This is a genomic window from Pseudomonas sp. DF5, from assembly GCF_058148225.1.
Genome location: NZ_JBYVYM010000017.1, coordinates 94323 through 118170, shown reverse-complemented (window position 1 = coordinate 118170; position 23848 = coordinate 94323). Strand labels below are relative to the sequence as shown.

Annotated in this window: 19 protein-coding genes; 15 read left to right on the top strand and 4 right to left on the bottom strand. The window is 61.8% G+C overall.

What is annotated here, in order from left to right; translation table 11 throughout:
* Positions 1-11 precede the first annotated feature (11 nt).
* Entirely contained in the window at positions 12-509 is a 498-nt protein-coding gene (locus tag AC30D7_RS17270) for a GNAT family N-acetyltransferase (RefSeq protein ID WP_028939523.1), read from the top strand.
* A 58-nt stretch (positions 510-567) separates the two neighbouring features.
* On the opposite strand, the gene AC30D7_RS17265 is transcribed toward AC30D7_RS17270, so the two are convergent.
* Both AC30D7_RS17265 and AC30D7_RS17260 read right to left on the bottom strand, forming a co-directional pair.
* The gene (locus AC30D7_RS17265; RefSeq protein ID WP_007940987.1) at positions 568-879 is read right to left on the bottom strand and encodes a DUF6916 family protein; all 312 of its coding nucleotides are present in this window, start codon (positions 877-879) and stop codon (positions 568-570) included.
* Between the two features lie 56 nt (positions 880-935).
* Positions 936-1523 carry a phage tail protein gene (locus AC30D7_RS17260; RefSeq protein ID WP_018929399.1) on the bottom strand — a complete coding sequence of 196 codons (588 nt, stop codon included), beginning with the start codon at positions 1521-1523 and terminating at the stop codon, positions 936-938.
* 246 nt (positions 1524-1769) lie between these two features.
* On the opposite strand from AC30D7_RS17260, the gene AC30D7_RS17255 reads away from it, so the two are divergent.
* The 7 genes from AC30D7_RS17255 to AC30D7_RS17225 all read left to right on the top strand — a co-directional run bounded on the left by AC30D7_RS17255 (position 1770) and on the right by AC30D7_RS17225 (position 16118).
* Entirely contained in the window at positions 1770-3341 is a 1572-nt protein-coding gene (locus AC30D7_RS17255) for a glycosyltransferase family 39 protein (RefSeq protein ID WP_490134865.1), read from the top strand.
* Between the two features lie 151 nt (positions 3342-3492).
* Positions 3493-4338, top strand: a complete 846-nt coding sequence (locus AC30D7_RS17250) for a sulfotransferase family protein (RefSeq protein WP_096481498.1) — start codon at positions 3493-3495, stop codon at positions 4336-4338.
* 49 nt (positions 4339-4387) lie between these two features.
* Positions 4388-12256 carry an Ig-like domain-containing protein gene (locus tag AC30D7_RS17245; protein ID WP_490134864.1) on the top strand — a complete coding sequence of 2623 codons (7869 nt, stop codon included), beginning with the start codon at positions 4388-4390 and terminating at the stop codon, positions 12254-12256.
* Positions 12257-12297: 41 nt separating this feature from the next.
* Positions 12298-13815, top strand: a complete 1518-nt coding sequence (locus AC30D7_RS17240) for a TolC family protein (protein ID WP_490134863.1) — start codon at positions 12298-12300, stop codon at positions 13813-13815.
* A complete protein-coding gene (gene cysC, locus AC30D7_RS17235; RefSeq protein ID WP_490134862.1) occupies positions 13799-14404 on the top strand; it encodes an adenylyl-sulfate kinase in 606 nt (201 codons plus the stop codon). Before AC30D7_RS17240 ends, cysC begins: the two co-directional genes overlap by 17 nt.
* Complete coding sequence (locus tag AC30D7_RS17230) at positions 14401-15186, top strand: aspartyl/asparaginyl beta-hydroxylase domain-containing protein (protein WP_490134861.1); 786 nt, start codon at positions 14401-14403, stop codon at positions 15184-15186. Before cysC ends, AC30D7_RS17230 begins: the two co-directional genes overlap by 4 nt.
* Positions 15174-16118, top strand: a complete 945-nt coding sequence (locus tag AC30D7_RS17225; RefSeq protein WP_490134860.1) for a sulfotransferase family protein — start codon at positions 15174-15176, stop codon at positions 16116-16118. Before AC30D7_RS17230 ends, AC30D7_RS17225 begins: the two co-directional genes overlap by 13 nt.
* A gap of 112 nt (positions 16119-16230) precedes the next feature.
* Here the strand turns inward: AC30D7_RS17225 and AC30D7_RS17220 are convergent, their stop codons facing one another.
* Both AC30D7_RS17220 and AC30D7_RS17215 read right to left on the bottom strand, forming a co-directional pair.
* The gene (locus tag AC30D7_RS17220; protein ID WP_018929390.1) at positions 16231-16989 is read right to left on the bottom strand and encodes a slipin family protein; all 759 of its coding nucleotides are present in this window, start codon (positions 16987-16989) and stop codon (positions 16231-16233) included.
* Positions 16990-16991: 2 nt separating this feature from the next.
* A complete protein-coding gene (locus AC30D7_RS17215; protein WP_019581675.1) occupies positions 16992-17525 on the bottom strand; it encodes an NfeD family protein in 534 nt (177 codons plus the stop codon).
* A gap of 214 nt (positions 17526-17739) precedes the next feature.
* Here AC30D7_RS17215 and AC30D7_RS17210 point away from each other — a divergent pair, with 214 nt between their 5' ends.
* From AC30D7_RS17210 to AC30D7_RS17180, 7 genes are all read left to right on the top strand, one after another.
* A complete protein-coding gene (locus AC30D7_RS17210) occupies positions 17740-18207 on the top strand; it encodes an aminoacyl-tRNA deacylase (RefSeq protein ID WP_111454003.1) in 468 nt (155 codons plus the stop codon).
* Positions 18208-18329: 122 nt separating this feature from the next.
* Entirely contained in the window at positions 18330-18575 is a 246-nt protein-coding gene (locus tag AC30D7_RS17205; protein WP_007940999.1) for a DUF2789 domain-containing protein, read from the top strand.
* Between the two features lie 214 nt (positions 18576-18789).
* Positions 18790-19218, top strand: coding sequence for a MarR family winged helix-turn-helix transcriptional regulator (locus tag AC30D7_RS17200; RefSeq protein WP_305479619.1), 429 nt, complete (start codon positions 18790-18792; stop codon positions 19216-19218).
* The gene (locus AC30D7_RS17195) at positions 19215-21287 is read left to right on the top strand and encodes an FUSC family protein (RefSeq protein ID WP_490134859.1); all 2073 of its coding nucleotides are present in this window, start codon (positions 19215-19217) and stop codon (positions 21285-21287) included. The genes AC30D7_RS17200 and AC30D7_RS17195 overlap by 4 nt, the downstream gene beginning before the upstream one ends.
* Positions 21284-21493: a DUF1656 domain-containing protein gene (locus AC30D7_RS17190; protein ID WP_018929385.1), complete on the top strand. Its 210-nt coding sequence runs from the start codon at positions 21284-21286 to the stop codon at positions 21491-21493. The genes AC30D7_RS17195 and AC30D7_RS17190 overlap by 4 nt, the downstream gene beginning before the upstream one ends.
* Positions 21490-22377 (top strand): efflux RND transporter periplasmic adaptor subunit, encoded by an 888-nt coding sequence (locus tag AC30D7_RS17185; RefSeq protein WP_019581679.1) that lies wholly within the window; start codon positions 21490-21492, stop codon positions 22375-22377. Before AC30D7_RS17190 ends, AC30D7_RS17185 begins: the two co-directional genes overlap by 4 nt.
* Positions 22374-23822: an efflux transporter outer membrane subunit gene (locus tag AC30D7_RS17180; protein WP_490134858.1), complete on the top strand. Its 1449-nt coding sequence runs from the start codon at positions 22374-22376 to the stop codon at positions 23820-23822. Before AC30D7_RS17185 ends, AC30D7_RS17180 begins: the two co-directional genes overlap by 4 nt.
* The last annotated feature ends 26 nt before the right edge of the window (positions 23823-23848 follow it).

The following is a 23848-nucleotide window of genomic DNA, read 5'->3' as shown; positions in this document are numbered from 1 at the left end:
GGAGAGCAGCGATGGCGAACAGCAATTCAGTGGCGGCGGACGGCCTGGTGGTCAGACCTTCGCGGACCAGCGATGGACCTTTCCTGCACAGCCTTTACCAGGCGGCGCGGCCGGATCTGCAATGGATCGACGGCGAGCAGGAAGTGGTCGAGCAGGTGATTGCCCAGCAATTCACCGTACAGGAGCAAGGACTGGGGGAAAACTTTCCCAATGCCATGCATTACGTGATCGAGAAACTCGACACAGCCATCGGCGCGCTGACCACCGACTTCGGTCCCAATGAAATTCGCGTGCTGTACTTGGCGTTCATCCCCCAGGCCCGAGGTCGGGGTTATGGGCGGACGGTGCTGCAAGGCGTGCAAAAAGCCGCGCAACAAATCCGTTGTCCGGTGGCGACGGTGGTCTGGGCTAACAATCCCCATGCGCGCCAGCATTACCTGGCGCTGGGGTTTCAGGTTGAAGAGCGCAACCCGGCGGCGGAGCGGTTGGTGTGGTACCCGCAGGGTTAAGAGCAATACAAAAAACTGTGGTGAGGGGCTCACCACATAAGCCCGCTCCCACAAAGTCTCAGTTGAAGGCGATGTAGAAATAACCCACGTCGGGATCCCGCCCCATGGTCGGTACTCGCGAGACAAAAATATTTTCCACCTGGCCCAGTTCCGGCAACTCCAGCGCACACAAGCCATCGACAAAATCGGTGGGTTGCAGGCTGTTGAGCTCGACGCTGAACGGCATGCGCTCGCTTTTGGGCATCTGTGAATGGGGCGTTTCTTTAAGGGTGTCGATATGGATCGGCAATTCACTGCCATCGGGCAGCCGCAGCGTCCCGGTCTTGCCCAGCAGTGCCTGAAAGTGTTGGCTTTGAACCTGTTGCAGCATGGCATCCCTCCATCAAGCAAAAGTGGCCGGGGGATGTGCATCCCCCGGCCAGACCCTCAGTTACGCGAAGGGAATAATCCGTTCAGGGCGATGCTGAAGTTGAGTACCAGGAACGGGTTCATCACCGTCATGGGCAAACCATTGCCAGCGGAAGAGATTTCCCCCGTCACCGTGCTGGTGACGCCCTTGAGCGGTACCGCCGCAGCACCTTGCTGATCGGAGTAGATACTCGCCGAGCCGGGCCCGCCGCCCGAGGCGCCGATGTACGAGTTGGTTGCGGTCGGATTGGTGACCGGGTTGCTCGCCGGGCTGGCCAGTTGCAGGGTGGTGGTGGCCGTGAGCCCGGACAGGGCGTGGGTGTGGTTGGGCAGGTTATTGATGGTCGCGGTGACGTTCTCGGTCCCGGAGACCTCGCCGATGACGCGCGGGGTCAGACCCAGGCCATTGCCCTGGGCAATCGGCATGCGGCCCTGCAGGTTGGGCAGCATGAAATTGGTGGTGCCATTGCCTCCATAGTAGGTTCCCAGCAGTGAGAACAGCGCCTGGTATTGCGAGATCCCCAGCGTCTGGCCGTAGCACAGGGCCCAGCCGTTGGGGGCGAAGTTAAAGGCGAAAGGTTGGATAGTGCCCATGAATACTTCCATAGTTCCTCATCCCTCAGGTTAGTGTCTGATATGTCACATCGCAGGCCCGGTTATCCGGGCGGATCGCAGTGATCAGCCGACTCCGTTCATCTCCGTGGCTGGGTCACGCCACGCCAAAGCGTAGACGCTGATCGGAATGATTGCCGGACGTCGTCCGTCGTAAAGCCAGCATCGACGACGGGCCTGAGCCTGTCCTACAGTGCTTGAGAAACTTCGCAATTCATTGGGTGGTAGCAAGGGGAGGCAATGGAGGCGCGCAGAGAAACACCGCTGGGTGACACCCAGGATCCGCACGCGACACCGGGCTCATGGGCGGCTGCCCGCCGCTTGCTGCGGTGGGCGCGGGAGCATTGGCTGCTGCCGATCCTGGCATTGGCCGCGCTGGTGCGTTTTTACGATCTGACGGCGGCGGCGATCTGGGGCGACGAAGGGTCCAGCTTGCTGCTGAGCCAGTATTCCCTGGCCGGGATCTGGGAGCATGCGGCCCATGACGTGCATCCGCCGTTGTATTTCATGCTGCTGCACGGCTGGATCGAGCTGTTTGGCGACGGCATTTTTTCGATTCGTTGCCTGAGCGCACTGCCGGGGATTGCCGCCGTTGGGCTCGGCGTCTGGCTGGTGGACCTGCTCGCAACCCGCCGCGCCGCGTTGCTGGCCGGGGTTCTGCTGGCGCTGTTGCCGACGGCGGTGCGGTATAGCCAGGAAGTGCGGATGTATTCGTTGCTGGGGATGTGGCTGATCGGTGCCACGATCGCCCTGGTGTACTGGATAAAACGGCCACAACGCACGCGCTATCTGGTGATCTACACCCTGCTGATGACAGCGGCGTTCTACACCCATTACTTCACCGCGCTGTGCGTGCTGTGTCACTGGTTGTATCTGGGCCTGATCCGTGTACAGCCAGGGTATCGACTGCGACACATTCAGCGCTCGGGCTGGTGGCTGGCCAATGTGGCGATTGTGCTGTTGTACCTGCCGTGGGTGCCCAGCCTGATCGATCTGATCCAGCACTTGGATCTGCTCAAGGCCAATGGTGATGTGGGGTGGGAGCCCCCCGTCATGCTCGGCTCATTACCGTCGATGATCTGGTCGATCCTGATCCAGGACGATGGCGAGAACCTGCCCACGCTGATTTTTATCGCGCTGCCACTGGCATTGGCGGTCCTGGCGGGCGTGGCGCTGGCCCGCGACCGCAGTGTATTCCGTGGCAGTGCGCTGGCGGTGATCTACACCTCGGTCCCGTTAGTGCTGGTGTTTGCGGTGTCGTTCATCTCGCCGGTGTTCATCGAGCGTTATCTGACCGCATACGCCTTGGGTCTGCCGATGGTTGTCGCGCTGGCCGTCGATCGCTTGTACGCAGACTTCAAGGTCTTGGCGCTGGCAGTGCTGCTGCTGTTTGCCGGCGTCGAGATGGTGGGGCTGAAGAACAATGCCACGGTGGATACTGAGGATCAGATCAGCGTCATGGTCAACCACGTGAACCAGCACTTCATGCCCGGCGATCGAATCGTCACCAGCGACATGCTCTGGTACCTGAGTTACGTCTATTACAACCAGACCAACGCCAAACTGATGCTGTACACGCCACCATTGGCCGATGGCCGGTCGAGCCGGCCGAACGCCTACGGTTTCGGTACGCTGGTGACCAATGACATCTACCTGGATAGCCTCGATGCCTTGCCCAAAGGCACTGGTCGGGTATGGCTGGTCGGTACCCTCGAGGGGGCGGACGAGTTCGCTCCGTTGCCCGCGGGCTGGCGACGCGTCGACGAAGCCCGGGGGGGAGGCGCCGTGGCACGCTTGTATGTGCTGAAGTAATTCGTGGTTTCAGGGCTTAAACGATTCAACTTTTAAACAGTTATATAAATTTCATTTTCCAGTCGATTTAGCTCCGATTTGATATCAAAACACCACTAGCTGTAAGGCCATTCATGGTCTACGCTCCGTCGTACAAAGGACTGAATGACGGGTGAATGGATTGCAGCAATTTCACTTTATCTCCGGCTTGCCGCGCTCGGGCTCGACCCTGCTTTCTGCCATTCTTTTGCAGAATCCGCGTTTCCATGCCGGCATGACCAGCCCCGTGGGCGCACTCTTTTCCGGCGTTCTGGAGCAATGCAGCGCCGGCAGCGAATTCGGTGCGGTGATCGACACCGATATGCGTCGCCGCCTGTTGCGCGGCCTGTTCGACTCTTTCTACGCCGACAAGGCCGACAAACCGGTGGTGTTCGACACCAACCGCCTGTGGAGTTCACGCCTGCCGGCGATCAGCGATCTGTTCCCTCAAGCCAAGATCATTGCCTGTGTGCGCAATGTCGCCTGGGTCATGGACAGCATCGAGCGCCTGTACCGCGCCAATCCCTTTGAAAACACCAAGTTGTTCGGCGATGCAGTCGAACGCAACACGGTCTACAGCCGCTGCGAAACCCTGGCCCAACGCAATCGGTTGGTGGGGTTTTCCTGGGCCGCCCTCAAGGAAGCCTATTACGGCGAACACGCCGACTCGCTGCTGATCATCGATTACGACCTGCTGAGCCAGGCACCGGAGCGGGTAATGCGGCTGGTCTACGACTTCATCGGCGAACCCTGGTTCGAACATGATTTCGATCATTTGGCCTACGACGCGCCGGAATTCGACCAGGCCCTTGGCCTCTCGGGGTTGCACAAGGTGAAGGCCAAGGTCCAATTGCAGTCCAGGCGCACGATCCTGCCGCCGGATTTGTTCAAGCAATACGCCGAGTTGTCCTTTTGGCTCGATGGTTCAGCCAGCGCCGCCAATGTCATTCGTATGAAAGCCGACGCCGCGATCAGTTGATCGCGGCGTTTTCATTGATCTGTCAAAAGTTCGAGTCCGGGTGAGCAGCATGTGGTGGAGCAAAGGCAAGTCGCGGGTTACCGAAGGCGCACGAGCGCTGGCCTCGCCAATGATCATGTCATTGGAGCCCCGCATGCTGTTCGACGGCGCGGTAGCCGCCACGGTGGCCGATACCGCCCAGGCTGACACCCATGCCACGGCCGACGCGGTCAAGGCACCGACCGCCGATCAGCCGGTCGCCAGCAAGGATACCCACGGCCAGGCCGATGCCACGCCAACCCCGACGCCTGTCGCAGTACCGGGACAAAGCGTGGTGTTCGTCGATTCGCGGGTCAAGGACGCCGACAGCCTGCTTAAAGGCGTCGCACCTGGCACTCAGGTGGTTCAGCTGGACGCGAGCAAGGACGGCTTGCAGCAGATTGCCGACTACCTCGATACCCATCAAGGCATCAGTTCGGTGCAGATCATCGCCCACGGCAACGCAGGCGATCTGTGGCTGGGTAACAGTTATCTGTCGGCCGATAACGTCGCGGCCCGCAGCGCCGTGCTGGCGGAAATCGGCAAGGACATGAACGTCGGCGGCGACATCATGATCTACGGCTGCTACACCGCCGAAGGCGAGCGTGGTTTGAGTTTCGTCGACTCGCTGGCGCAACTGACCGGTCGTGATATCGCCGCTTCCAGCAACCGCACCGGGGTCGGTGGCGACTGGAATCTGGAAATTGCCACCGGCAACATCGAAAGCACCAACGTGCTCTCGACCACGGCCATGAACGACTATCACTGGGGCCTGGCCACCTGGACCGCCACCAACAACGCCAACACGGGCGTCGGATCGTTGCGCGCCGCCCTCGCCTCGGCGCAGAACGGCGATATCGTCACATTCAGCACCGGCATGACGGTGCAGTTGACCTCCGAGTTGCTGATCAACAAGAGCGTCTACGTTGACGGCGACTTGAACAACGACGGTGTGGCAGATGTGACTCTCGATGGTCAGTACAAGACCCGAGTGGTTGAAGTGGCGTCTGGCAGCACGGTGACACTCGATGGCCTGGTGATCACCCGTGGCCTGGTGGCGGGCAACGGTGGCAACGGTGGCTACGGCGCCACGGGCGCAATGGCCGGGGGGATTTTCAACGCAGGGATTCTGACCCTGAAAAACGTTACCGTGACCTCCAACGCCGCTTCCGGTGGCGGTGGCGGCGGCGGTGTCACGGGCGCTTTTTACGGCGGTGGCGGCGGTGGCGGTGGCGGTTTAGGCGGCCAGGGCGGCGGGCACGGCGGTTCGGCAGGGCCGGGCACCGGCACATTGGGCGGCCAGGCGGGCAGCGCCGGTGTCGGTGGTTATGGCGGCGGTTATGACGCCACCCACATGGGCGGTCGCGGTGGTTCCACCACTGGCGGTGCTGGCGGGGTGGGCGTTTCCTATTACAGCAATGGCGGTAACGGTGCGACGGCCACCAATGGCACGATTTCCATTGGCGGTGGCGGCGGCGGGGCCGGTTGGGACAAGGTAGGTGGCGCCGGCGGCAACGCTGTGGGCGGGATCTACAACGCCAGCAGCGGCACCATCACCGTCATCGGCACGTCGACCATCAGCAACAACATCGGCGCCGGTGGCGGCGGTGGCGGTGGTGGTGGCCAAGGCAGCAATGCCAGTAATGGCGGCATTGGCGGCAGGGGCGTCGGTGCGATCTGGAACAAAGGCACGTTGCTGATGACGGCCGCCAACTTCGCGGCCCTGGCCGGCAATGCCGCAGCCAGTGGCGCAGGCGGTACCGCGCAGGGCGGAGGTTCAACCGGCACCTCGCCGACCTCTTTCTCGACTATCTACAACGACGGTGGCGTACTCAATACCGCGTATTCGCCACCGCCGACCGCGACCATTGTGGTCGCCGACACCACACTGAGCATCGGCGAAACGTCCTTGGTGACGATCACCTTTTCCGAGGCAGTGACCGGTTTCACCAACGCGGACCTGACTATCCCCAACGGCACCCTGAGCTCCGTCAGCAGCAGCGATGGCGGCATCACCTGGACGGCAACGTTCACCCCGTCCGCCAGTATTGCCGATACGACCAACGTCATCACCCTGGACAACACCGGCGTGATAAACGGCCTGGGCACCGCCGGCGTCGGCACCACCAACTCCAATAACTACACGGTCGACACCGTACGCCCGACCGCGACCATCGTGGTGGCGGACAATGCGCTGAAAGTCGGCGAAACCTCGCTGGTGACCATCACCTTCAACGAAGCGGTGAGTGGTTTCACCAACGCGGACCTGACGATTGCCAACGGTACGTTGACCTCGGTGAGCAGTAGCGATGGCGGCATCACCTGGACGGGAACCTTCACCCCAACCGCCAGCATCACCGATACGACTAACCTCATCACCCTGGACGACACCGGAGTCAGCGACCTGGCGGGCAACGCCGGCAGCGGCACCACCGACTCCAACAACTACGCCGTCGATACGGTGCGCCCGACCGCCACGATTGTGGTGGCCGATACAACGCTGACCGCGAGTGAAACCTCGCTGGTGACCATTACGTTCAGCGAAGCGGTGAGTGGTTTCACCAACGCCGACCTGACCATCGCCAACGGCACGCTGAGCGCGGTGAGCAGCAGCGACGGCGGCCTCACCTGGACGGCGACCTTCACGCCGTCGGCCAGCGTCAATGACACCACCAACCTGATCACCCTGAACAATACCGGGGTCAGTGATCTGGCGGGCAACACCGGCAGCGGCACCACCAACTCGAACAACTACGTGATCGACACCGTCCCGCCGACCGCGACCATCGTGGTCGCCGACAACGCACTGAAAATCGGCGAAACCTCACTGGTGACCATCACCTTCGATCAGGCGGTGAGCGGTTTCACCAACGCGGACCTGAGCATCGCCAACGGTACACTCACGGCGGTGAGCAGCAGCGACGGCGGCATTACCTGGACGGCGACCTTCACCCCGACCGCCAGCATCACCGACGCGACCAACCTGATCACCCTGGACAACTCTGGCGTGCAGGCGGCCGCCAGCGGTAACGTGGGCATTGGCACGACCGACTCCAACAACTATGCCATCGACACCGTGCGCCCGACGGCCACGATCGTGGTCGCGGACACGGCGTTGAAAATCGGCGAAACCTCGCTGGTGACCATCACCTTCTCCGAGGCGGTGAGCGGTTTCACCAACGCCGACCTGACCATCGCCAACGGTACGCTCACGGCGGTGAGCAGCAGCGACGGCGGCATCACCTGGACGGCGACCTTCACGCCTTCGGCGAGCATCAGCGACACCACCAACCTGATCACCCTGGACAACACCGGGATCAGCGACCTGGCGGGCAACGCCGGCAGCGGCACCACCGACTCCAACAACTACGCCGTCGATACGGTGCGCCCGACCGCCACGATTGTGCTGGCCGATACGACGCTGACCGCGGGTGAAACCTCGCTGGTGACCATTACGTTCAGCGAAGCGGTGAGTGGTTTCACCAACGCCGACCTGACCATCGCCAACGGCACGCTGAGCGCGGTGAGCAGCAGCGACGGCGGCATCACCTGGACGGCGACCTTCACGCCTTCGGCCAGCGTCAATGACACGACCAACCTGATCACCCTGAACAATACCGGGGTCAGTGATCTGGCGGGCAACACCGGCAGCGGCACCACCAACTCGAACAACTACGTGATCGACACCGTCCCGCCGACCGCGACCATCGTGGTCGCCGACAACGCACTGAAAATCGGCGAAACCTCACTGGTGACCATCACCTTCGATCAGGCGGTGAGCGGTTTCACCAACGCGGACCTGAGCATCGCCAACGGTACACTCACGGCGGTGAGCAGCAGCGACGGCGGCATTACCTGGACGGCGACCTTCACCCCGACCGCCAGCATCACCGACGCGACCAACCTGATCACCCTGGACAACTCTGGCGTGCAGGCGGCCGCCAGCGGTAACGTGGGCATTGGCACGACCGACTCCAACAACTATGCCATCGACACCGTGCGCCCGACGGCCACGATCGTGGTCGCGGACACGGCGTTGAAAATCGGCGAAACCTCGCTGGTGACCATCACCTTCTCCGAGGCGGTGAGCGGTTTCACCAACGCCGACCTGACGATCGCCAACGGCACGTTGACCTCGGTGAGCAGCAGCGACGGCGGCATCACCTGGACCGCGACCTTCACGCCTTCGGCGAGCATCAACGACACCACCAACCTGATCACCCTGGACAACACCGGGATCAGCGATTTGGCGGGCAACGCCGGCAGCGGCACCACCGACTCCAACAACTACGCCGTCGATACGGTGCGCCCGACCGCCACGATTGTGCTGGCCGATACGACGCTGACCGCGGGCGAAACCTCGCTGGTGACCATTACCTTCAGCGAAGCGGTGAGCGGTTTTACCAATGCCGACCTGACCATCGCCAACGGTACGCTCACGGCGGTGAGCAGCAGCGACGGTGGCCTCACCTGGACCGCGACCTTCACCCCGACCGTCGGTGTGAATGACCCGACCAACCTGATCACCCTGAACAACACCGGGGTCAGCGATCTGGCGGGCAACTCTGGGAGCGGCACCACCAACTCCGGTAACTACACCATTGATACGGTGGCGCCGACGGCGACCATCGTGGTGGCCGACAATGCGCTGAAAATCGGTGAAACCTCACTGGTGACGATCACCTTCAGCGAAGCGGTGACCGGGTTCACCAACGCCGACCTGACCATCGCCAACGGTACACTGAGCGCGGTGAGCAGCAGCGACGGCGGCATCACCTGGACGGCCACGTTCACCCCGACCAGCGCCATCACCGACACCACCAACGTCATTACTCTGGATAACAGCGGTGTGCAAAATGGCTCAGGCAACGCCGGTAGCGGCACCACCGACTCCAACAACTACGCCATCGATACCGTGCGTCCGACGGCCACCATCGTGGTTGCGGACTCGGCACTGGCGGTGGGCCAGACATCGGTGGTGACTATCACGTTCTCCGAGGCAGTGACCGGTTTTACCACGGCCGACCTGACAGTGAACAACGGTACCCTGAGCAGTCTGAGCACCAGCGATAACATCACCTATACCGCCACCCTGACACCGACGGCGAGCATCACCGATGCGACCAACCTGATTACCCTGGACAACACCGGGGTGACTGATGGGGCCGGCAATACTGGTAGCGGCACCACCGATTCCAACAACTACGCCATCGACAGCCAACGCCCGACGGCCACCATCGTCCTGGCGGACGCCACCCTGAGTGCCGGAGAAACGTCGTTGGTGACGATCACTTTCTCCGAGGCGGTGACCGGCTTCGACAACAGTGACTTGAGCATCGCCAACGGCACGCTGAGCGCAGTCAGCAGCAGCGACGGCGGCATTACCTGGACCGCGACGTTCACCCCGACCGCCGGCGTGAATGACACGAGCAACGTCATCACCCTGAACAATACCGGTGTGAGCGATGTGGCCGGCAACACCGGCAGTGGCACCACCAACTCAGGCAACTACACCATCGATACGGTGCTGCCAACGGCCACCATCGTGGTAGCCGACAACGCGCTGAAAATCGGTGAATCGTCGCTGGTGACCATTACCTTCAGTGAAGCGGTGAGCGGTTTCAGCAATGCCGATCTGACCATCGCCAACGGTACGCTTACAGCGGTGAGCAGCAGCGACGGCGGCATCACCTGGACGGCCACGTTCACCCCGACCGCCAGCATCACCGATGCGACCAACCTGATCACCCTGGACAACACCGGCGTGCAGGCGGCCGCCAGCGGTAACGTGGGCACCGGCACCACCGATTCCAACAACTATGCCATCGACACTGTGCGCCCGACGGCTACCATCGTGGTCGCGGATACGGCGCTGCAAATCGGCGAAACCTCGCTGGTGACCATCACCTTCAGCGAAGCGGTGAGTGGTTTCACCAACGCCGACCTGACCATCGCTAACGGTACGTTGAGCGCGGTGAGCAGCAGCGACGGCGGCATCACCTGGACCGCAACCTTCACGCCTTCGGCGAGCATCAACGACACCACCAACCTGATCACCCTGGACAACACCGGGGTCAGCGACCTGGCGGGTAACGCCGGCAGCGGCACCACTGATTCCAACAATTACGCCATCGACAGCCAGCGTCCGACGGCGACCATCGTGTTGAGCGATTCGACCCTGAAACCGGGTGAAACCGCCCTGGTGACCATCACCTTCAGCGAAGCCGTAACGGGGTTCGACAACAGTGACTTGAGCGTCGCCAACGGTACCCTGAGCGGGGTGAGCAGTAGCGACGGTGGCATCACCTGGACCGCGACCTTCACCCCGACTACCGGGATTACCGACGCCAGCAACATCATTACCCTCAACAACAGCGGCGTGTCGGACGTGGCCGGCAATACCGGGGCGGGCACCACCAACTCGGCCAACTATGTGGTGGAAACCCAGGTGCCGACCGCCACCATCGTAGTTGCCGACAGTGCCCTCAAGGCCGGTGAAACATCGCTGGTGACCATTACCTTCAGCGAAGCGGTGAGCGGTTTCACCAATGCTGACCTGACGATTGCCAACGGCACCCTCAGCAGCGTTTCTTCCAGCGATGGCGGCGTGACCTGGACGGCGACTTTCACGCCTGCCGCCAGCATCACGGACACCACTAACCTGATCCGCCTGGACAACAGCGGTGTGACCAACGTGTCGGGCAACAGCGGTGTCGGTGTGACCGACTCCAACAACTACGCCATCGACACCGTGCGCCCGACCGCGACCATTGTGGTCGCGGACAATAAACTGGGTATCGGCGAGACGACCACGGTGACCTTTACCTTCAGTGAAGCGGTATCCGGTTTCGACCTGTCCGACCTCAGCGTGGCCAACGGCGTGTTGTCCAACCTGGCCAGCAGCGACGGTGGTGTGACCTGGACCGCGACACTCACGCCGACCGCGAGTATCAACGATACGACCAACTTGATCCTGCTCGACACCGGCAATGTGCTCGACGCCGCGGGCAATGCCGGCGCCAGCATCGCTATCTCCAACAACTATGCGCTCGATGCGACCCGCCCGACCGCCACCATCGTGGTTGCCAATCCGGTGTTGGGAATTGGCCAGACGACACTGGTGACCTTCACGTTCAGCGAAGCGGTCAGCAACTTCGACTTGTCGGACCTGAGCGTGACCAACGGTGAACTGACCAATCTGGCCAGCAGCGACGGCGGCAAGACCTGGACCGGCACTTTCACGCCCACCGCGAACATTACCGACTCGAGTAACTTCATTGCGCTGGACACCAGCAATGTGACGGACCTGGCGGGCAACCTGGGCGCCAGCGTCGCGGTGTCCAACAACTACACGATCGACACCGTACCGACGCCGCCGCCCTTGGTGTTGACACCGGTGGTCGTGGCCGATCCACCGAACGTGCCATTGCAACCGATCATCTTCACCCCACCCACTGGCGATCTCGGCTCGCCACTGACCTTTGCCCCGTTGTTTGAACAACGGGTGATGGGCAATGGCATTCGGCCTCTGGGTGACATTTTCATAAACCACGGGGCGCTGACGCCGAGTTTTATTGCCCAGGTATTCACCAGCAGCGACAACGGTGGCGATGGCTCAGGCCACGGCTTCCTCGGCTTTGGCGGGGGCGATGGCGGGGTCTTCGGCAGCAGCACGCTGTCGAGCCTGTTCAATCAGGCCACCAGTAGCGAGGGGGATTCGCTGAACACCTTTGGTAATCAGTCAATCAAAGCGGGGGATGCTTCCCAAGGGCTGCGCGGCGTGTTTGGCGCACCGAGTCTTGGCCAGCAATTACAACAGCTCAAAGACACCGAGCAACGGCAGGTCGACAGCCTGGCCGCAGCTTTGCAACAAGTCGGCATCAGTGAAATGCAGGCTTGAAAAAACCATTAAGGCAGTGCGGCACCGGGGGCAATACAGGGATGAAAAAAAGTCAGAAGTTGTTCGGCGCCAGCCTGCTGGCGCTGGCGATCAGCGGATGTGCAGTCACCAGTCAACCGATCGAACGCAGCGTTAGCCAACAGCGCGCCAAAAGCGATCTGCAAAACATGTACAAGGGTCAGGAGCCCCTCAGTGGCCCGCTGACTCTGCACCAGGCCATGGCCCGCGCGGTGAAATACAACCTCGAAGGCCGGCTCAAGATCATGGAAGAGGCCCTGGCCAAGCGCCAACTCGACCTCGCCAGTTTCGACATGCTGCCGCGCATGGCGCTGGATGCCGGTTACGTGGGGCGCAACAACGTCAACGCCTCCAGCAGCCAGAGCGTGCGCACCGGCACCCAGTCTCTGGAACCGTCGACCTCCCAGGACCGCGACCGTGACGTGGCAGACCTGACCATGGTCTGGAACGTGCTCGACTTCGGTGTCAGCTACATCAGCGCCAAGCAGCAGGGCGATCAGCGGCTGATCGTGCAGGAACGTCGGCGCAAGGTGATCAACACCATCGTCCAGGACGTGCGCTCGGCCTATTGGCGAGCCGTGGCCGCCGAACGTTTGCTCAAGCAAATCGACAGCCTCATGGCCCGGGTCGATACCGCCCGTGAGAATAGCCAGAGCATGAGCCAACAGCGTATCGGCGATCCGATCCAGTCGTTGGCTTATCAGCGCTCGCTGATCGAAGCCACCCGGCAACTGGAAGAGCAACGCCGCGCGCTGTCGCTGGCAAAAACCGAGTTGGCGACCCTGATCAACCTGCCACTGAATACCGAGCTGACGCTGGCGACCCAGGACGATTACGTCATTCCGGAACTCAAGGTCGACCTCGCCAGCCTGGAGCAGGAAGCCCTGACCAGTCGGCCAGAGTTGCGCGAGCAGGATTACCAGACCCGCATCAGCGCCGCCGAAACCCGCAAAGCCATGCTGCGCTTGTTACCAGGGCTGGAGTTCTCCGCTGGCGGGCATTACGACAGCAACTCGTTTTTGGTGGAACAGAGCTGGGCGGATTACGGGGTGAAAGTCACCTGGAACCTGTTCAATGTGATTTCCGCACCCGCCGCGATCGACGTCGCCAAGGCCGGCGAAGAAGTCGCCACGGCACGTCGTCAGGCGATGTCCATCGCAGTGTTGGCCCAGCTCTACGTGGCCAACGCCAACTACCGCGAAGCACTGCGGCAGTTCCAGACCAATCAGCAGTTGTCGAACATCGACGGGCAAATCATCGGCCAGCTGCGCAACCGCTATCAGGCGGCCGGGCTGGGCGAACTGGATCTGATCCAGGGCGAGCTGAACACGTTGCAGGCCGATCTGCGTCGCGACCTGTCCTACGCTGACCTGCGCAACGCTTACGGGCAAATCTTCGCCAGCGCCGGTCTCGATCCGCTGCCGGACGAAGTGCAATCTACCGAAGTCCAGTCCATCGCCACCGCACTGGCCAATCGCGAAGCGGCGTGGGCGGCGGGCAACATCTCAGTACCGCCGGTGGCCCATGCCCCGGTCCACTAACCTGCTGGCGCCGACGGCGAGCATCAGCCGTGCCCAACGGGAGGCCCGCAACGGCCATCGCGGCACGGCGATTCTGCTGACCGGTTTACCGGCGGCGGGCAAGTCGACATTGGCCCAGGCACTGCATGCCGAGCTGTTCGAACATGGCGTGCAGAGTGTGGTGCTCGATGGCGATGGACTGCGGGTCGGGCTCAATCGCGATCTGGGGTTCACCGACAGTGATCGCCTGGAAAACATCCGCCGCGCCAGCGAACTGGCGGCGCTGTTGGTCGAGAATGGGCAGATTGTCATCCTCGCGATGATCGCGCCCTTGGTGGAGTTGCGCGAACTGTTTGCCCGACGGCTGGGTGAGGATTACCGCGAAGTCTGGTGCAGCGCCTCTTTGACGGTGTGTGAACAGCGTGATCCCAAAGGTCATTACGCCAGGGCTCGACGGGGGGAGTTGGCTGGGTTCACTGGTGTCTCCGCGCCTTACGAACCACCGCCGTGTGCGTCGCTGGTGCTCGATACGGGCGCGCAATCGGTCGAGGCCTGTCTTGACCGTTTGCTGACCTGGCTCGGCGAATGTGCGGTGCTGCCAAAACGATGAGCCGACCGGCATTCTCCCGATTGCCGGTGACGGTGGATTTGCCGTTGCTGTTGCAGGCGCTGGGGGCGATCGGTGAGGACGACTGGCACGGTCACTTCAACAGCGCTTACTACACCGGCGACTGGAGCGGCGTGGCGCTGATTTCCGCGGCCGATGCCTTGACCGAGCTGGCACCCGGAATCGGTGAGCCTCGATTGCGCGAACCCTGGCGACGGGATGGTCGATGGCAGCAAGGGCTGCGGGATCTGCCGCTGGAGATTGTCTGCGCGCGCCTGTTGCGGCTCGGCCCGGGCGGGCGTATCCACGAGCATCGTGACTATGACCTGGGCGAACCGGATGCGGACTTGCGTCTGCACATCCCGCTGCTCAGCCCCCCTCAAGTGGACTTCATGCTGGACGGCCAGCGCATGCCGATGGCCGCTGGCGAATGCTGGTACCTCGACCTGGCGCGACCTCATCGCGTGGACAACCACGACACCCAGGCACGGATTCACCTGGTGCTCGATTGCCGGCCCGGTGCCTGGCTGGAGCAGGCGATTATCGATGGGGTGGCAACCACGCCGTCGCCGCTAATCGGTGATCAAGCTCTAGAGCAATTCAAGGCACTGCTGGCCAGCGATCCGCAGCTGTGCAAGACCTTGCAGGGATTGCGGGACAGTGAAGCCTTTGTCGCCCGCACTCTGGAGCTGGCTACCGAGCATGGCCTTGTGTTCACCCGCGAAGAACTGCGTGCGGCGATGCGCGATGGTCGCCGCCAGTGGACTGAACAATGGAGCGCCTGAACCTCGATGGCTGGTTGCCGATTCGCGTGTGGCAAGAGGCCGGGCAATGGCAAGTCGACTGGTGCTGGTTCGGTGACACGCGGCTGCATCAGCCGTTTTTTCGTGACGCCGTGGAGGATGCGCTGCGACTGCCGTTCAATCAGGCATTTCGCCGAAAAACGGCATTGTCGACCCTCTCGCACTGGCAGGTTTGCAGTCCCGGTCTGACGCCGAGCGCCTTTATTTTTCACGCCTCCCGCTGTGGCTCAACCCTGGTCAGCCAGATGCTGGCGCAACTCGACAACCACATTGTCATCAGCGAACCCCCGCCACTGGACGCGTTGCTACGCAGCGATTTGCCTGCTGTCGAACGCCGTGCCGCGATCGAAGGATTGCTGTCGGCCTACGGACAATGTCGGCGCGGCGTGGAGCAACGGCTGGTTATCAAACTCGACGCCTGGAACATCGGTGAGCTGCCGTTGCTGCGCGAGTGCTTCCCTGAAACACCGTGGCTGTTTCTTTATCGCGATCCGCTGGAGATTGCTGTCTCGCATCTGCGTCGCCCGGGCGTGCACATGGTGCCGGGGATGATTGGCGCCAGTGTGCTGGATGACGAATTCCCGTTCAGCGGCCGTGAGGATTACATCGCTCGGCGGTTGGGGCGGTTGCTGGCAACGGGGTTGGCGCAATGCCAGGCATTTGGCGGCTGGGCGGTGAATTACAGCGAACTGCCGCAGGCGATGGCGGGGCGGTTGGCAGCGTTCTTTGCGTTGGACATCGAGCAGCGCCGGCAAGTGTTTGCAGCGGTGGGGCAACATGCCAAGCAGCCGTCGCAGGTGTTTGTCGGCGACAGCGATGACAAGCATCGCGAAGCCTCGGCGTTGCTTCGTGAGCATGTGGAACGTTGGGTGCGGGAACCGTATGAGGCGTTGGAACAATTGCGCAAAATATAATCTTTTTGTGGCGAGAGAGCTTGCTCCCGCTCGGCTGCGTAGAAGTCGCAGATGTTGGGGCCGCTTCGCGACCCAGCGGGAGCAAGCTCCCTCGCCACAGGTTATCGGTGGATCAGGATTTTGACGACAAATCCGCCATCCCCTTGAGCAATTCGATCGGCAGCGGGAAGACGATGGTCGAACTCTTGTCACCGGCAATCGAACTCAGCGTCTGCATGTAGCGCAACTGCATGGCCCCCGGCTGACGCCCGAGCATTTCGGCAGCCTGCATGAGTTTTTCCGAGGCCTGCAATTCGCCTTCGGCGTGGATCACCTTGGCCCGGCGTTCCCGTTCGGCTTCGGCCTGTTTGGCGATGGCGCGAATCATCGATTCGTTGAGGTCCACGTGCTTGATCTCGACGGTGGCCACCTTGATGCCCCAGGCATCGGTCTGGGCATCGAGCACTTGCTGGACGTCGACGTTCAGCCGTTCCCGTTCGGCCAGCAACTCATCGAGTTCATGTTTGCCGAGCACCGCCCGCAACGTGGTCTGGGCCAGTTGGCTGGTGGCCATGAGAAAGTCCTCGACCTGAATGATCGCCCGTTGCGGGTCGAGCACGCGGAAATACAGCACTGCATTAACCTTGACCGAGACGTTGTCGCGGGTGATCACGTCTTGTGGCGGTATGTCGAGCACCACGGTCCGCAGGTCGACACGAACCATTTGTTGAACCGCCGGAATCAGCAGGATCAGACCCGGGCCCTTGACCTGCCAGAAGCGTCCGAGCTGGAACACCACGCCGCGTTCGTATTCGCGCAGAATGCGGAAAGTCGACCCCGCCAGTGCAATCAGCAATAACAGCAGCGCGGCAAAACCCAATTGCAGACCCATGACTATTCTCCACCCGGTGCCGCGTCAGTCGCGGCCACTTGCAGCAGTAGACCCTTGCGTGCCACCACCCGGACCTGTTGTCCCGGTTTCAGCGGTGTGGCACTCATGACTTGCCATTGTTCGCCTTGCAGGTGCACCCAGCCGACATAAGCATTGCCAGCCTGCAACGACGTTATCGGCGTCACGCTGCCCAGTAATTCGGCGTCGCCGCTGAAGTTGCGGCGCGGTCGGGTTTTCAAGGCGCGGATCAGCAGGAAAATCAACAGAAGCCCACTGATCAGCCCCAGGCCGATGATCAAGGGAACAGGCACTTCGGCATTGGTCAGAATCACCGCGCCGATCACAAACATCACAATGCCGCCCAATCCGACCACGCCGAAATTGGGCAAGGCCGCCTCGGCGATCATAAACACAATGCCGAAGGTGATCAGCCAGATCCCGATGGGGTCGGGAACCAGCACTACAACGGTATCCGCTGCGAAAACCGGTCCGCTCAGGGCCAGCAGCAGCGCAATTACACAGCAACGAATGTTCACTTGACCCTCCGGGAGAGTCATCCGTCCGCGAGCCGTTCGTGGCTCTGTGTACAAGTCTAGTTGAGCCTGTGATTGTATGAATTTTGACCAGTTGTTGACCGCATCCGACGGGCGGATTTCCCGCCGAATTCCACCCGCGGGCCTAGACTTTTAATGGAGAGAAAAAATTCTAACCATCGTCCGCCATTCGTTGTTGCGGACACCGAGGTGCATCATGCGTATGGCAAAAACCGTGCAGACCAGCCTGGACAAGGCGCACTGCGAATATGACATCGTTTCCCATCCGCACTCGGCCAGCAGCCTTGAAACGGCGCGGCTCGCAGGCATTCCTGCTGAACGGGTGGCCAAATCGGTGATCCTCGACGATCGCCACGGGCATTACTTGATGGCCGTGCTGCCCGCCAGCCGTCACCTGGACCTGAGCAAAGTCCGTGGCAGCAGCGAATGGCAAGTCACCCGGGAAAGCAACCTGCCGCACCTGTTCGACGATTGCGAACGCGGCGCCGTGCCTGCATTGGGCGAATCCTATGGCCTGGACATGGTCATCGACCCATTGCTGACCCGGCAGCAAGACATCTACCTCGAAGCCGGCAACCACAACAACCTGGTACACATGAGCGTGCCTGAATATCTGAAAATGGTGCCGCATGCCGAGGTTTGCGAGTTGAGTCAGTCAGCGTAACCGCCGTCATCGCGGGCAAGCCCACCTCCGCAGGAATTGCGAAAAACCTGTGGAAGCGGGCTTGCCCGCGAATGGCCGCGCCACAGTCACCCATCCAATACGCGATCACAAAGGAGCCCGACATGGAATCCCCCACCCACAGCCTCCCGGCCCTGTTCAAACAACTCGGCCTGCCTGACGACGCCGAAAGCATCGATAAATTCATCGCCACCCATTCACCGCTAAAACCCGAACTGCACCTCGCGGACGCGTTCTTCTGGAGCGAGAGCCAGGCAGAGTTACTGCGTGAGGAAATTCTGGATGACGCGGATTGGGCGGAGGTGGTGGATCAGTTGGATGTAATGCTGAGGAAGGGGCGGGGGGTGTAAAAAAATCTGGAGAGAAATGGTGAAATGTAAAAAAACTGGTGAGTGGTAAAAAAAACTGGGCAGAAACTGAGTTTGTTAGCTTTTTCCGCGTCTGGCCGTTGCTCGCCAATTTGTTTCAAAACTTGACCAACTTTCCCCTCGAATGCCATATTGATAGTTAGCAAACTAACAGTGTGTGCATTCCCTCGTGCCAAAGAACCTCGCCGCTCTCCAGATGAACATCAGCAGCTCCATGGTGGTGGCCGCCAGGCATTGGCGCAAGATCTGCCAGACCACGCTGGTCAACTATGGGATCTCCGAAGCCTGCGCCGCCCCGCTATTGATGATCGGGCGTTTGGGCGAGGGTGTGCGGCAGGTGACGGTTGCGCAGGCGGCGGGGATGGAGAGTCCGTCGCTGGTGCGGCTGCTGGATCAGCTGTGTCATGCAGGTTACGTCTGCCGTACCGAAGACATTCATGACCGACGCGCCAAATGCCTGAGCCTGACCGCGACCGGTCGCGAGTTGGTGCAGGCGGTCGAAGCCGAGTTGGTGCGTTTGCGCCAGGAGGTGCTCGAAGGCATTGACCAGAGTGATCTGGAAGCGGCGCTACGGGTACTCAAAGCCTTCGAAGCGGCCAATCATCTGCCGGTGGTTCAGCCTTGAGCGGTTTTTTCACCGGCGTGCCCCCGGCGCGGGACTGGTTCTACGGTGTGCGCACGTTCGCGGCCTCGATGATTGCGCTGTACATCGCCATGCTCATGCAAATGCCTCGTCCGTATTGGGCGATGGCCACGGTGTACATCGTTTCCAGCCCGTTCCTCGGCCCTACCAGCTCCAAGGCGTTGTATCGCGCGGCGGGTACCTTGCTCGGTGCGGCGGCGGCGGTGTTTTTTGTGCCGATGTTCGTTCAGAGCCCTTATGTGCTGGTGGTGGTCATCGCGCTGTGGACCGGGATTTTGCTGTTCCTGTCCTTGCACCTGCGCACCGCCAACAACTACGCCTTGATGCTCGCCGGTTACACCTTGCCGCTGATCGCCTTGCCGGTGGTGGCTAACCCTTTGGCGGTGTGGGACGTGGCCGAGGCGCGGACCGAAGAGATCTTTCTCGGCATCGCCTGCGCAGCGGTCGTCGGCGCCATGTTCTGGCCACGGCGGCTGGCGCCGGTGTTCAACGACTCGGTGAACAAATGGTTTGCCGATGCCTCGACCTACAGCCTGCGTTTCCTTCGCCGCAATGTGCAGCCGGAGGAAGTCAGCGCCTTGCGTTCATCGATGGTGGCGAACTTCAACAGCCTGGAATTGATGATCGGTCAGCTGCCGCACGAGGGCGCGCGAGCGCAAACGGTGCGCAACACCAAGGAGCTGCGCGGTCGGATGATTCATCTGTTGCCGGTGATCGACGCCCTCGACGATGCGCTTTATGCCCTCGAGCGGCGCACGCCGGAGCTTGTGGATAAGTTCGCGCCACTGCTGACCGCGACCAGCGAATGGCTTGACCACAAAGGCGCTGATCTTGACCGTTGGCAGACCCTGAAAAACCGGCTCGAAGCGCTGCAACCCAGTGCCGAGGCGCTGGACGATCGCAAGCAGTTGCTGTTTTCCAACGCGCTGTATCGCCTCGGCGAGTGGATCGACCTGTGGCAAGACTGTCGCAGCCTGCAGTACGCCATTCAGTGCGAGAGTCAGGACAACTGGCGCGCGGTGTATCGGCACTGGCGCCTGGGGCGACTGTCACCGTTTCTCGACCGTGGCTTGATGCTCTATTCGGCGGCTTCTACGGTCACCGCGATCATCGTCGCCTCGGTGTTGTGGATTCTGCTCGGCTGGACCGACGGCGGCAGCGCGGTGATTCTGGCGGCGGTGGCGTGCAGTTTCTTTGCGTCGATGGACGACCCGGCGCCGCAGATCTACCGGTTCTTTTTCTGGACCGCGATGTCGGTGCTGTTCGCCGGCCTTTATCTGTTTCTGATCCTGCCGAACCTGCATGACTTCCCGATGCTGGTGCTGGCGTTCGCCATCCCGTTCATTTGCGTCGGCACCCTGACAGTGCAGCCGCGTTTTTATCTGGGGATGTTGCTGACCATCGTCAACACCTCGTCGTTCATCAGCATTCAGGGCGCCTACGACGCGGATTTTCTCAGTTTCACCAACTCCAACCTGGCCGGGCCCGTGGGGTTACTGTTCGCGTTCATCTGGACCCTGATCGCCCGGCCATTCGGGGCGGAACTGGCGGCCAAGCGCCTGACCCGTTTCAGCTGGCGCGATATCGTCGGCCTGACCGAGCCGGCCACGCTGGCCGAACACCGGCACATGGGCGTGCAGATGCTCGATCGCCTGATGCAGCATTTGCCGCGACTGGCCATGACCGGCCAGGACACTGGCATCGCCCTGCGCGAAGTGCGCGTGGCCCTGAATCTGCTGGACCTGCTCGCCTATTCGCCGCGAGTGCCCGGTGCGCCGCAAGCGCTGCTGCGCCAGGTGGTGGCTGAAGTCGGCGAGTACTTCAAGGCCTGCCTCAAGGCCGGTGAGCGTCTGCCCGCGCCTGGCCCGTTGCTGATGACCCTCGATCGCACCCGCCGCGCCCTCGGCGGCCAAGGTGATGACGAAACCCGTCTGCATTTGCTGCACGCCTTGAGCGGCCTGCGTCTGGCGCTGTTGCCGGGCGTCGAGTTTGTCGGCACGGGCGAACTCGAAGAACCGCTTCCCCATGGCATCGATGGAGCGCCTTTATGATCGGTGATCTGGATATCAGCGGGGTGTTCCTGCCCACGCTGCTGGTGCTGATGGGCATTACCTATGTGTTGTTCCTGTTGGTGCACGGGGTGCTGACGCGCCTGCACTTTTACCGTCTGGTCTGGCACCGGGCATTGTTCAACGTGGCTCTCTACGCTGTGCTGCTCGGCGCCGTGGACTCACTCAGTCGATACCTGATGACATGAAAAAACCTTTTTTGACCCTCGGCCGTGTGGTCCTGACATTGTTGATCGTGAGCTTCGCGATTGTCGTGGTCTGGCGCATGGTCATGTATTACATGTTCGCGCCCTGGACCCGGGACGGGCACATCCGTGCCGACATCGTGCAGATCGCCCCGGATGTATCGGGGCTGATCCAGCAAGTGGAGGTGCGCGACAACCAGTGGGTGAAACGTGGCCAGGTGCTGTTCAGCATCGATCAGGACCGCTTCAAGCTGGCCCTGCGCCAAGCCAAAGCGGCGGTCGCCGACCGTCAGGAAACCTTGGCCCAGGCCCAGCGCGAGGCCAAGCGTAACCGTGGCTTGGGCAATCTGGTCCCGGCCGAGCAACTGGAAGAAAGCCAGTCCCGGGTGGCGCGCGCCGAAGTGGCGTTGATGGAAGCGCAAGTGACGGTGGACAGCGCCCAGCTCAACCTCGACCGCTCGGTGATCCGCAGCCCGGTGGATGGCTACGTCAACGACCGGGCGCCGCGCTCTCAGGAGTTCGTCAGCGCCGGGCGCCCGGTGTTGTCGGTGGTCGACAGTAATTCCTTCCACATCGACGGCTATTTCGAAGAAACCAAACTGGACGGCATTCATGTCGGCCAGAGCGTCGACATTCGGGTGATCGGCGACCGTGCGCGCCTGCGCGGGCATGTCGAAAGCATCGTCGCCGGCATCGAAGACCGTGACCGCAGCAGCGGCAGCAACCTGTTGCCCAACGTCAACCCGGCGTTCAGTTGGGTGCGGTTGGCCCAGCGGATTCCGGTGCGAATCGCTTTCGATGAGGTGCCGGAAGATTTCCGCATGATTGCCGGGCGTACGGCCACCGTGTCGATCATCGACGATCAAACCGGGGGGCCGGCGAAATGAGCAGGGCCTCGGGTTTGGCGGTTGCCGGATTGGGCTTGTTGCTGTCGGCCTGTCAGGTAGTGGGGCCGGATTATCACTTGCCGGACGAGGCCGCCGTGCACCGTGAAGACTTTCAGGGCGATCTGGCGGTGAACGGCAAACATGTCGTCTCGGCACCGGTGCCCGCCGATTGGTGGCGGTTGTATCAGGATCCGCGTCTGGACCAATTGGTGCAGCAGGCCATGGCCTCCAACACGGATTTGCGGGTGGTGGCGGCGAATCTTTCGCGGGCTCGCGCTCAGGTCGACGAAGCGCAGGCGGCGGGCGGTTGGAGCGGCGGCGTGAAGGTCGGCGCCCAGCGTTTGCAGGAGTCCGGCGAAGCGTTCTTGATACCGGAAAAAGTGCCCGTGGCCAACGTCGGCGATATCGGCATCACGACCTCGTATCAGTTCGACTTGTTCGGCACCTTGCAGCGCGGCATCGAAGCGGCTAAAGCCAATGCCGATGCGACTCAGGCGGCAGCGGATACCGCGCGCATCACTCTGGTGGCCGATGTGGTGCGGGCTTACACCCAGGTTTGTGCGGCCAACGAAGAGCGGGAGATCGCGCAGCATTCCCTCGACCTGCAAGCCCAGAGCACCTCCCTGACCCAGCGCTTGCGCGATGCCGGACGCGGCGATGAAACCCAGGTCACCCGTTCGCAAACCCAATTCAAATCCTTGCGCGCCGAATTGCCGCGTTATGAAGCCGCACGTCAGGCCGGGTTGTTCCGCTTGTCGATGCTGCTGGCCAAACCGGTCGAGCAACTGCCAGCGGGCACCAGCGACTGTGCCGAGCTGCCGAAAGTTACCCAATTGTTGCCGGTGGGTGACGGCGCTGCGCTGCTCAAGCGTCGCCCCGATGTACGCCAGGCTGAGCGCAAATTGGCGGCTGCAACCGCTGGCATCGGGATTGCCACCGGCGAGTTGTACCCGGACATCAGCATCGGCGCTACCGTGGGCACGGTCGGGATTCTGGAAAACCTCGGCAAGCCGTCGACCAATCGCTGGGGCTTCGGGCCGTTGCTGATCTGGACCGTACCCTCCAACGGCTCCCGCGCGCGAATCCATGAGGCCGAGTTCGCAACCCAAGGCGCGTTGGCGCATTTCGATGGCGTGGTGCTCAACGCCATTCGCGAGACTCAGACCGGCCTGGCGCAATATTCCGCGCAACTTCAGCGTCGCGATGCGTTGGCGGACGCCGAACAGTCGGCGCAATTGGCGGCAGAGCAGACCCACCGCTTCTTCCAGGCCGGTCGCGCGTCGTTCCTGGCGGACTTGCAAGCCACCCGCACCTACACCGATGCACGGGCGCAACTGGCCTCGGCCAACACCCAGGTCGCCATGAGCCAAATCGATTTGTTCCTCGCCTTGGGCGGCGGCTGGGAAAGCGGACGAACGCAAGGCTCACAACCCGGCAAACCCTGAGGCCGTTGCTATGCTTTGATTTGATG

Bases quoted from the DNA above. Each gene is read 5' to 3' on its own strand.
- AC30D7_RS17270 (WP_028939523.1), top strand. From the start codon at position 12: ATGGCGAACAGCAATTCAGTGGCGGCGGACGGCCTGGTGGTCAGACCT.
- AC30D7_RS17265 (WP_007940987.1), bottom strand. From the start codon at position 879: ATGCTGCAACAGGTTCAAAGCCAACACTTTCAGGCACTGCTGGGCAAG.
- AC30D7_RS17260 (WP_018929399.1), bottom strand. From the start codon at position 1,523: ATGGAAGTATTCATGGGCACTATCCAACCTTTCGCCTTTAACTTCGCC.
- AC30D7_RS17255 (WP_490134865.1), top strand. From the start codon at position 1,770: ATGGAGGCGCGCAGAGAAACACCGCTGGGTGACACCCAGGATCCGCAC.
- AC30D7_RS17245 (WP_490134864.1), top strand. From the start codon at position 4,388: ATGTGGTGGAGCAAAGGCAAGTCGCGGGTTACCGAAGGCGCACGAGCG.
- AC30D7_RS17240 (WP_490134863.1), top strand. From the start codon at position 12,298: ATGAAAAAAAGTCAGAAGTTGTTCGGCGCCAGCCTGCTGGCGCTGGCG.
- cysC (WP_490134862.1), top strand. From the start codon at position 13,799: ATGCCCCGGTCCACTAACCTGCTGGCGCCGACGGCGAGCATCAGCCGT.
- AC30D7_RS17230 (WP_490134861.1), top strand. From the start codon at position 14,401: ATGAGCCGACCGGCATTCTCCCGATTGCCGGTGACGGTGGATTTGCCG.
- AC30D7_RS17225 (WP_490134860.1), top strand. From the start codon at position 15,174: ATGGAGCGCCTGAACCTCGATGGCTGGTTGCCGATTCGCGTGTGGCAA.
- AC30D7_RS17220 (WP_018929390.1), bottom strand. From the start codon at position 16,989: ATGGGTCTGCAATTGGGTTTTGCCGCGCTGCTGTTATTGCTGATTGCA.
- AC30D7_RS17210 (WP_111454003.1), top strand. From the start codon at position 17,740: ATGCGTATGGCAAAAACCGTGCAGACCAGCCTGGACAAGGCGCACTGC.
- AC30D7_RS17205 (WP_007940999.1), top strand. From the start codon at position 18,330: ATGGAATCCCCCACCCACAGCCTCCCGGCCCTGTTCAAACAACTCGGC.
- AC30D7_RS17200 (WP_305479619.1), top strand. From the start codon at position 18,790: ATGAACATCAGCAGCTCCATGGTGGTGGCCGCCAGGCATTGGCGCAAG.
- AC30D7_RS17190 (WP_018929385.1), top strand. From the start codon at position 21,284: ATGATCGGTGATCTGGATATCAGCGGGGTGTTCCTGCCCACGCTGCTG.
- AC30D7_RS17185 (WP_019581679.1), top strand. From the start codon at position 21,490: ATGAAAAAACCTTTTTTGACCCTCGGCCGTGTGGTCCTGACATTGTTG.
- AC30D7_RS17180 (WP_490134858.1), top strand. From the start codon at position 22,374: ATGAGCAGGGCCTCGGGTTTGGCGGTTGCCGGATTGGGCTTGTTGCTG.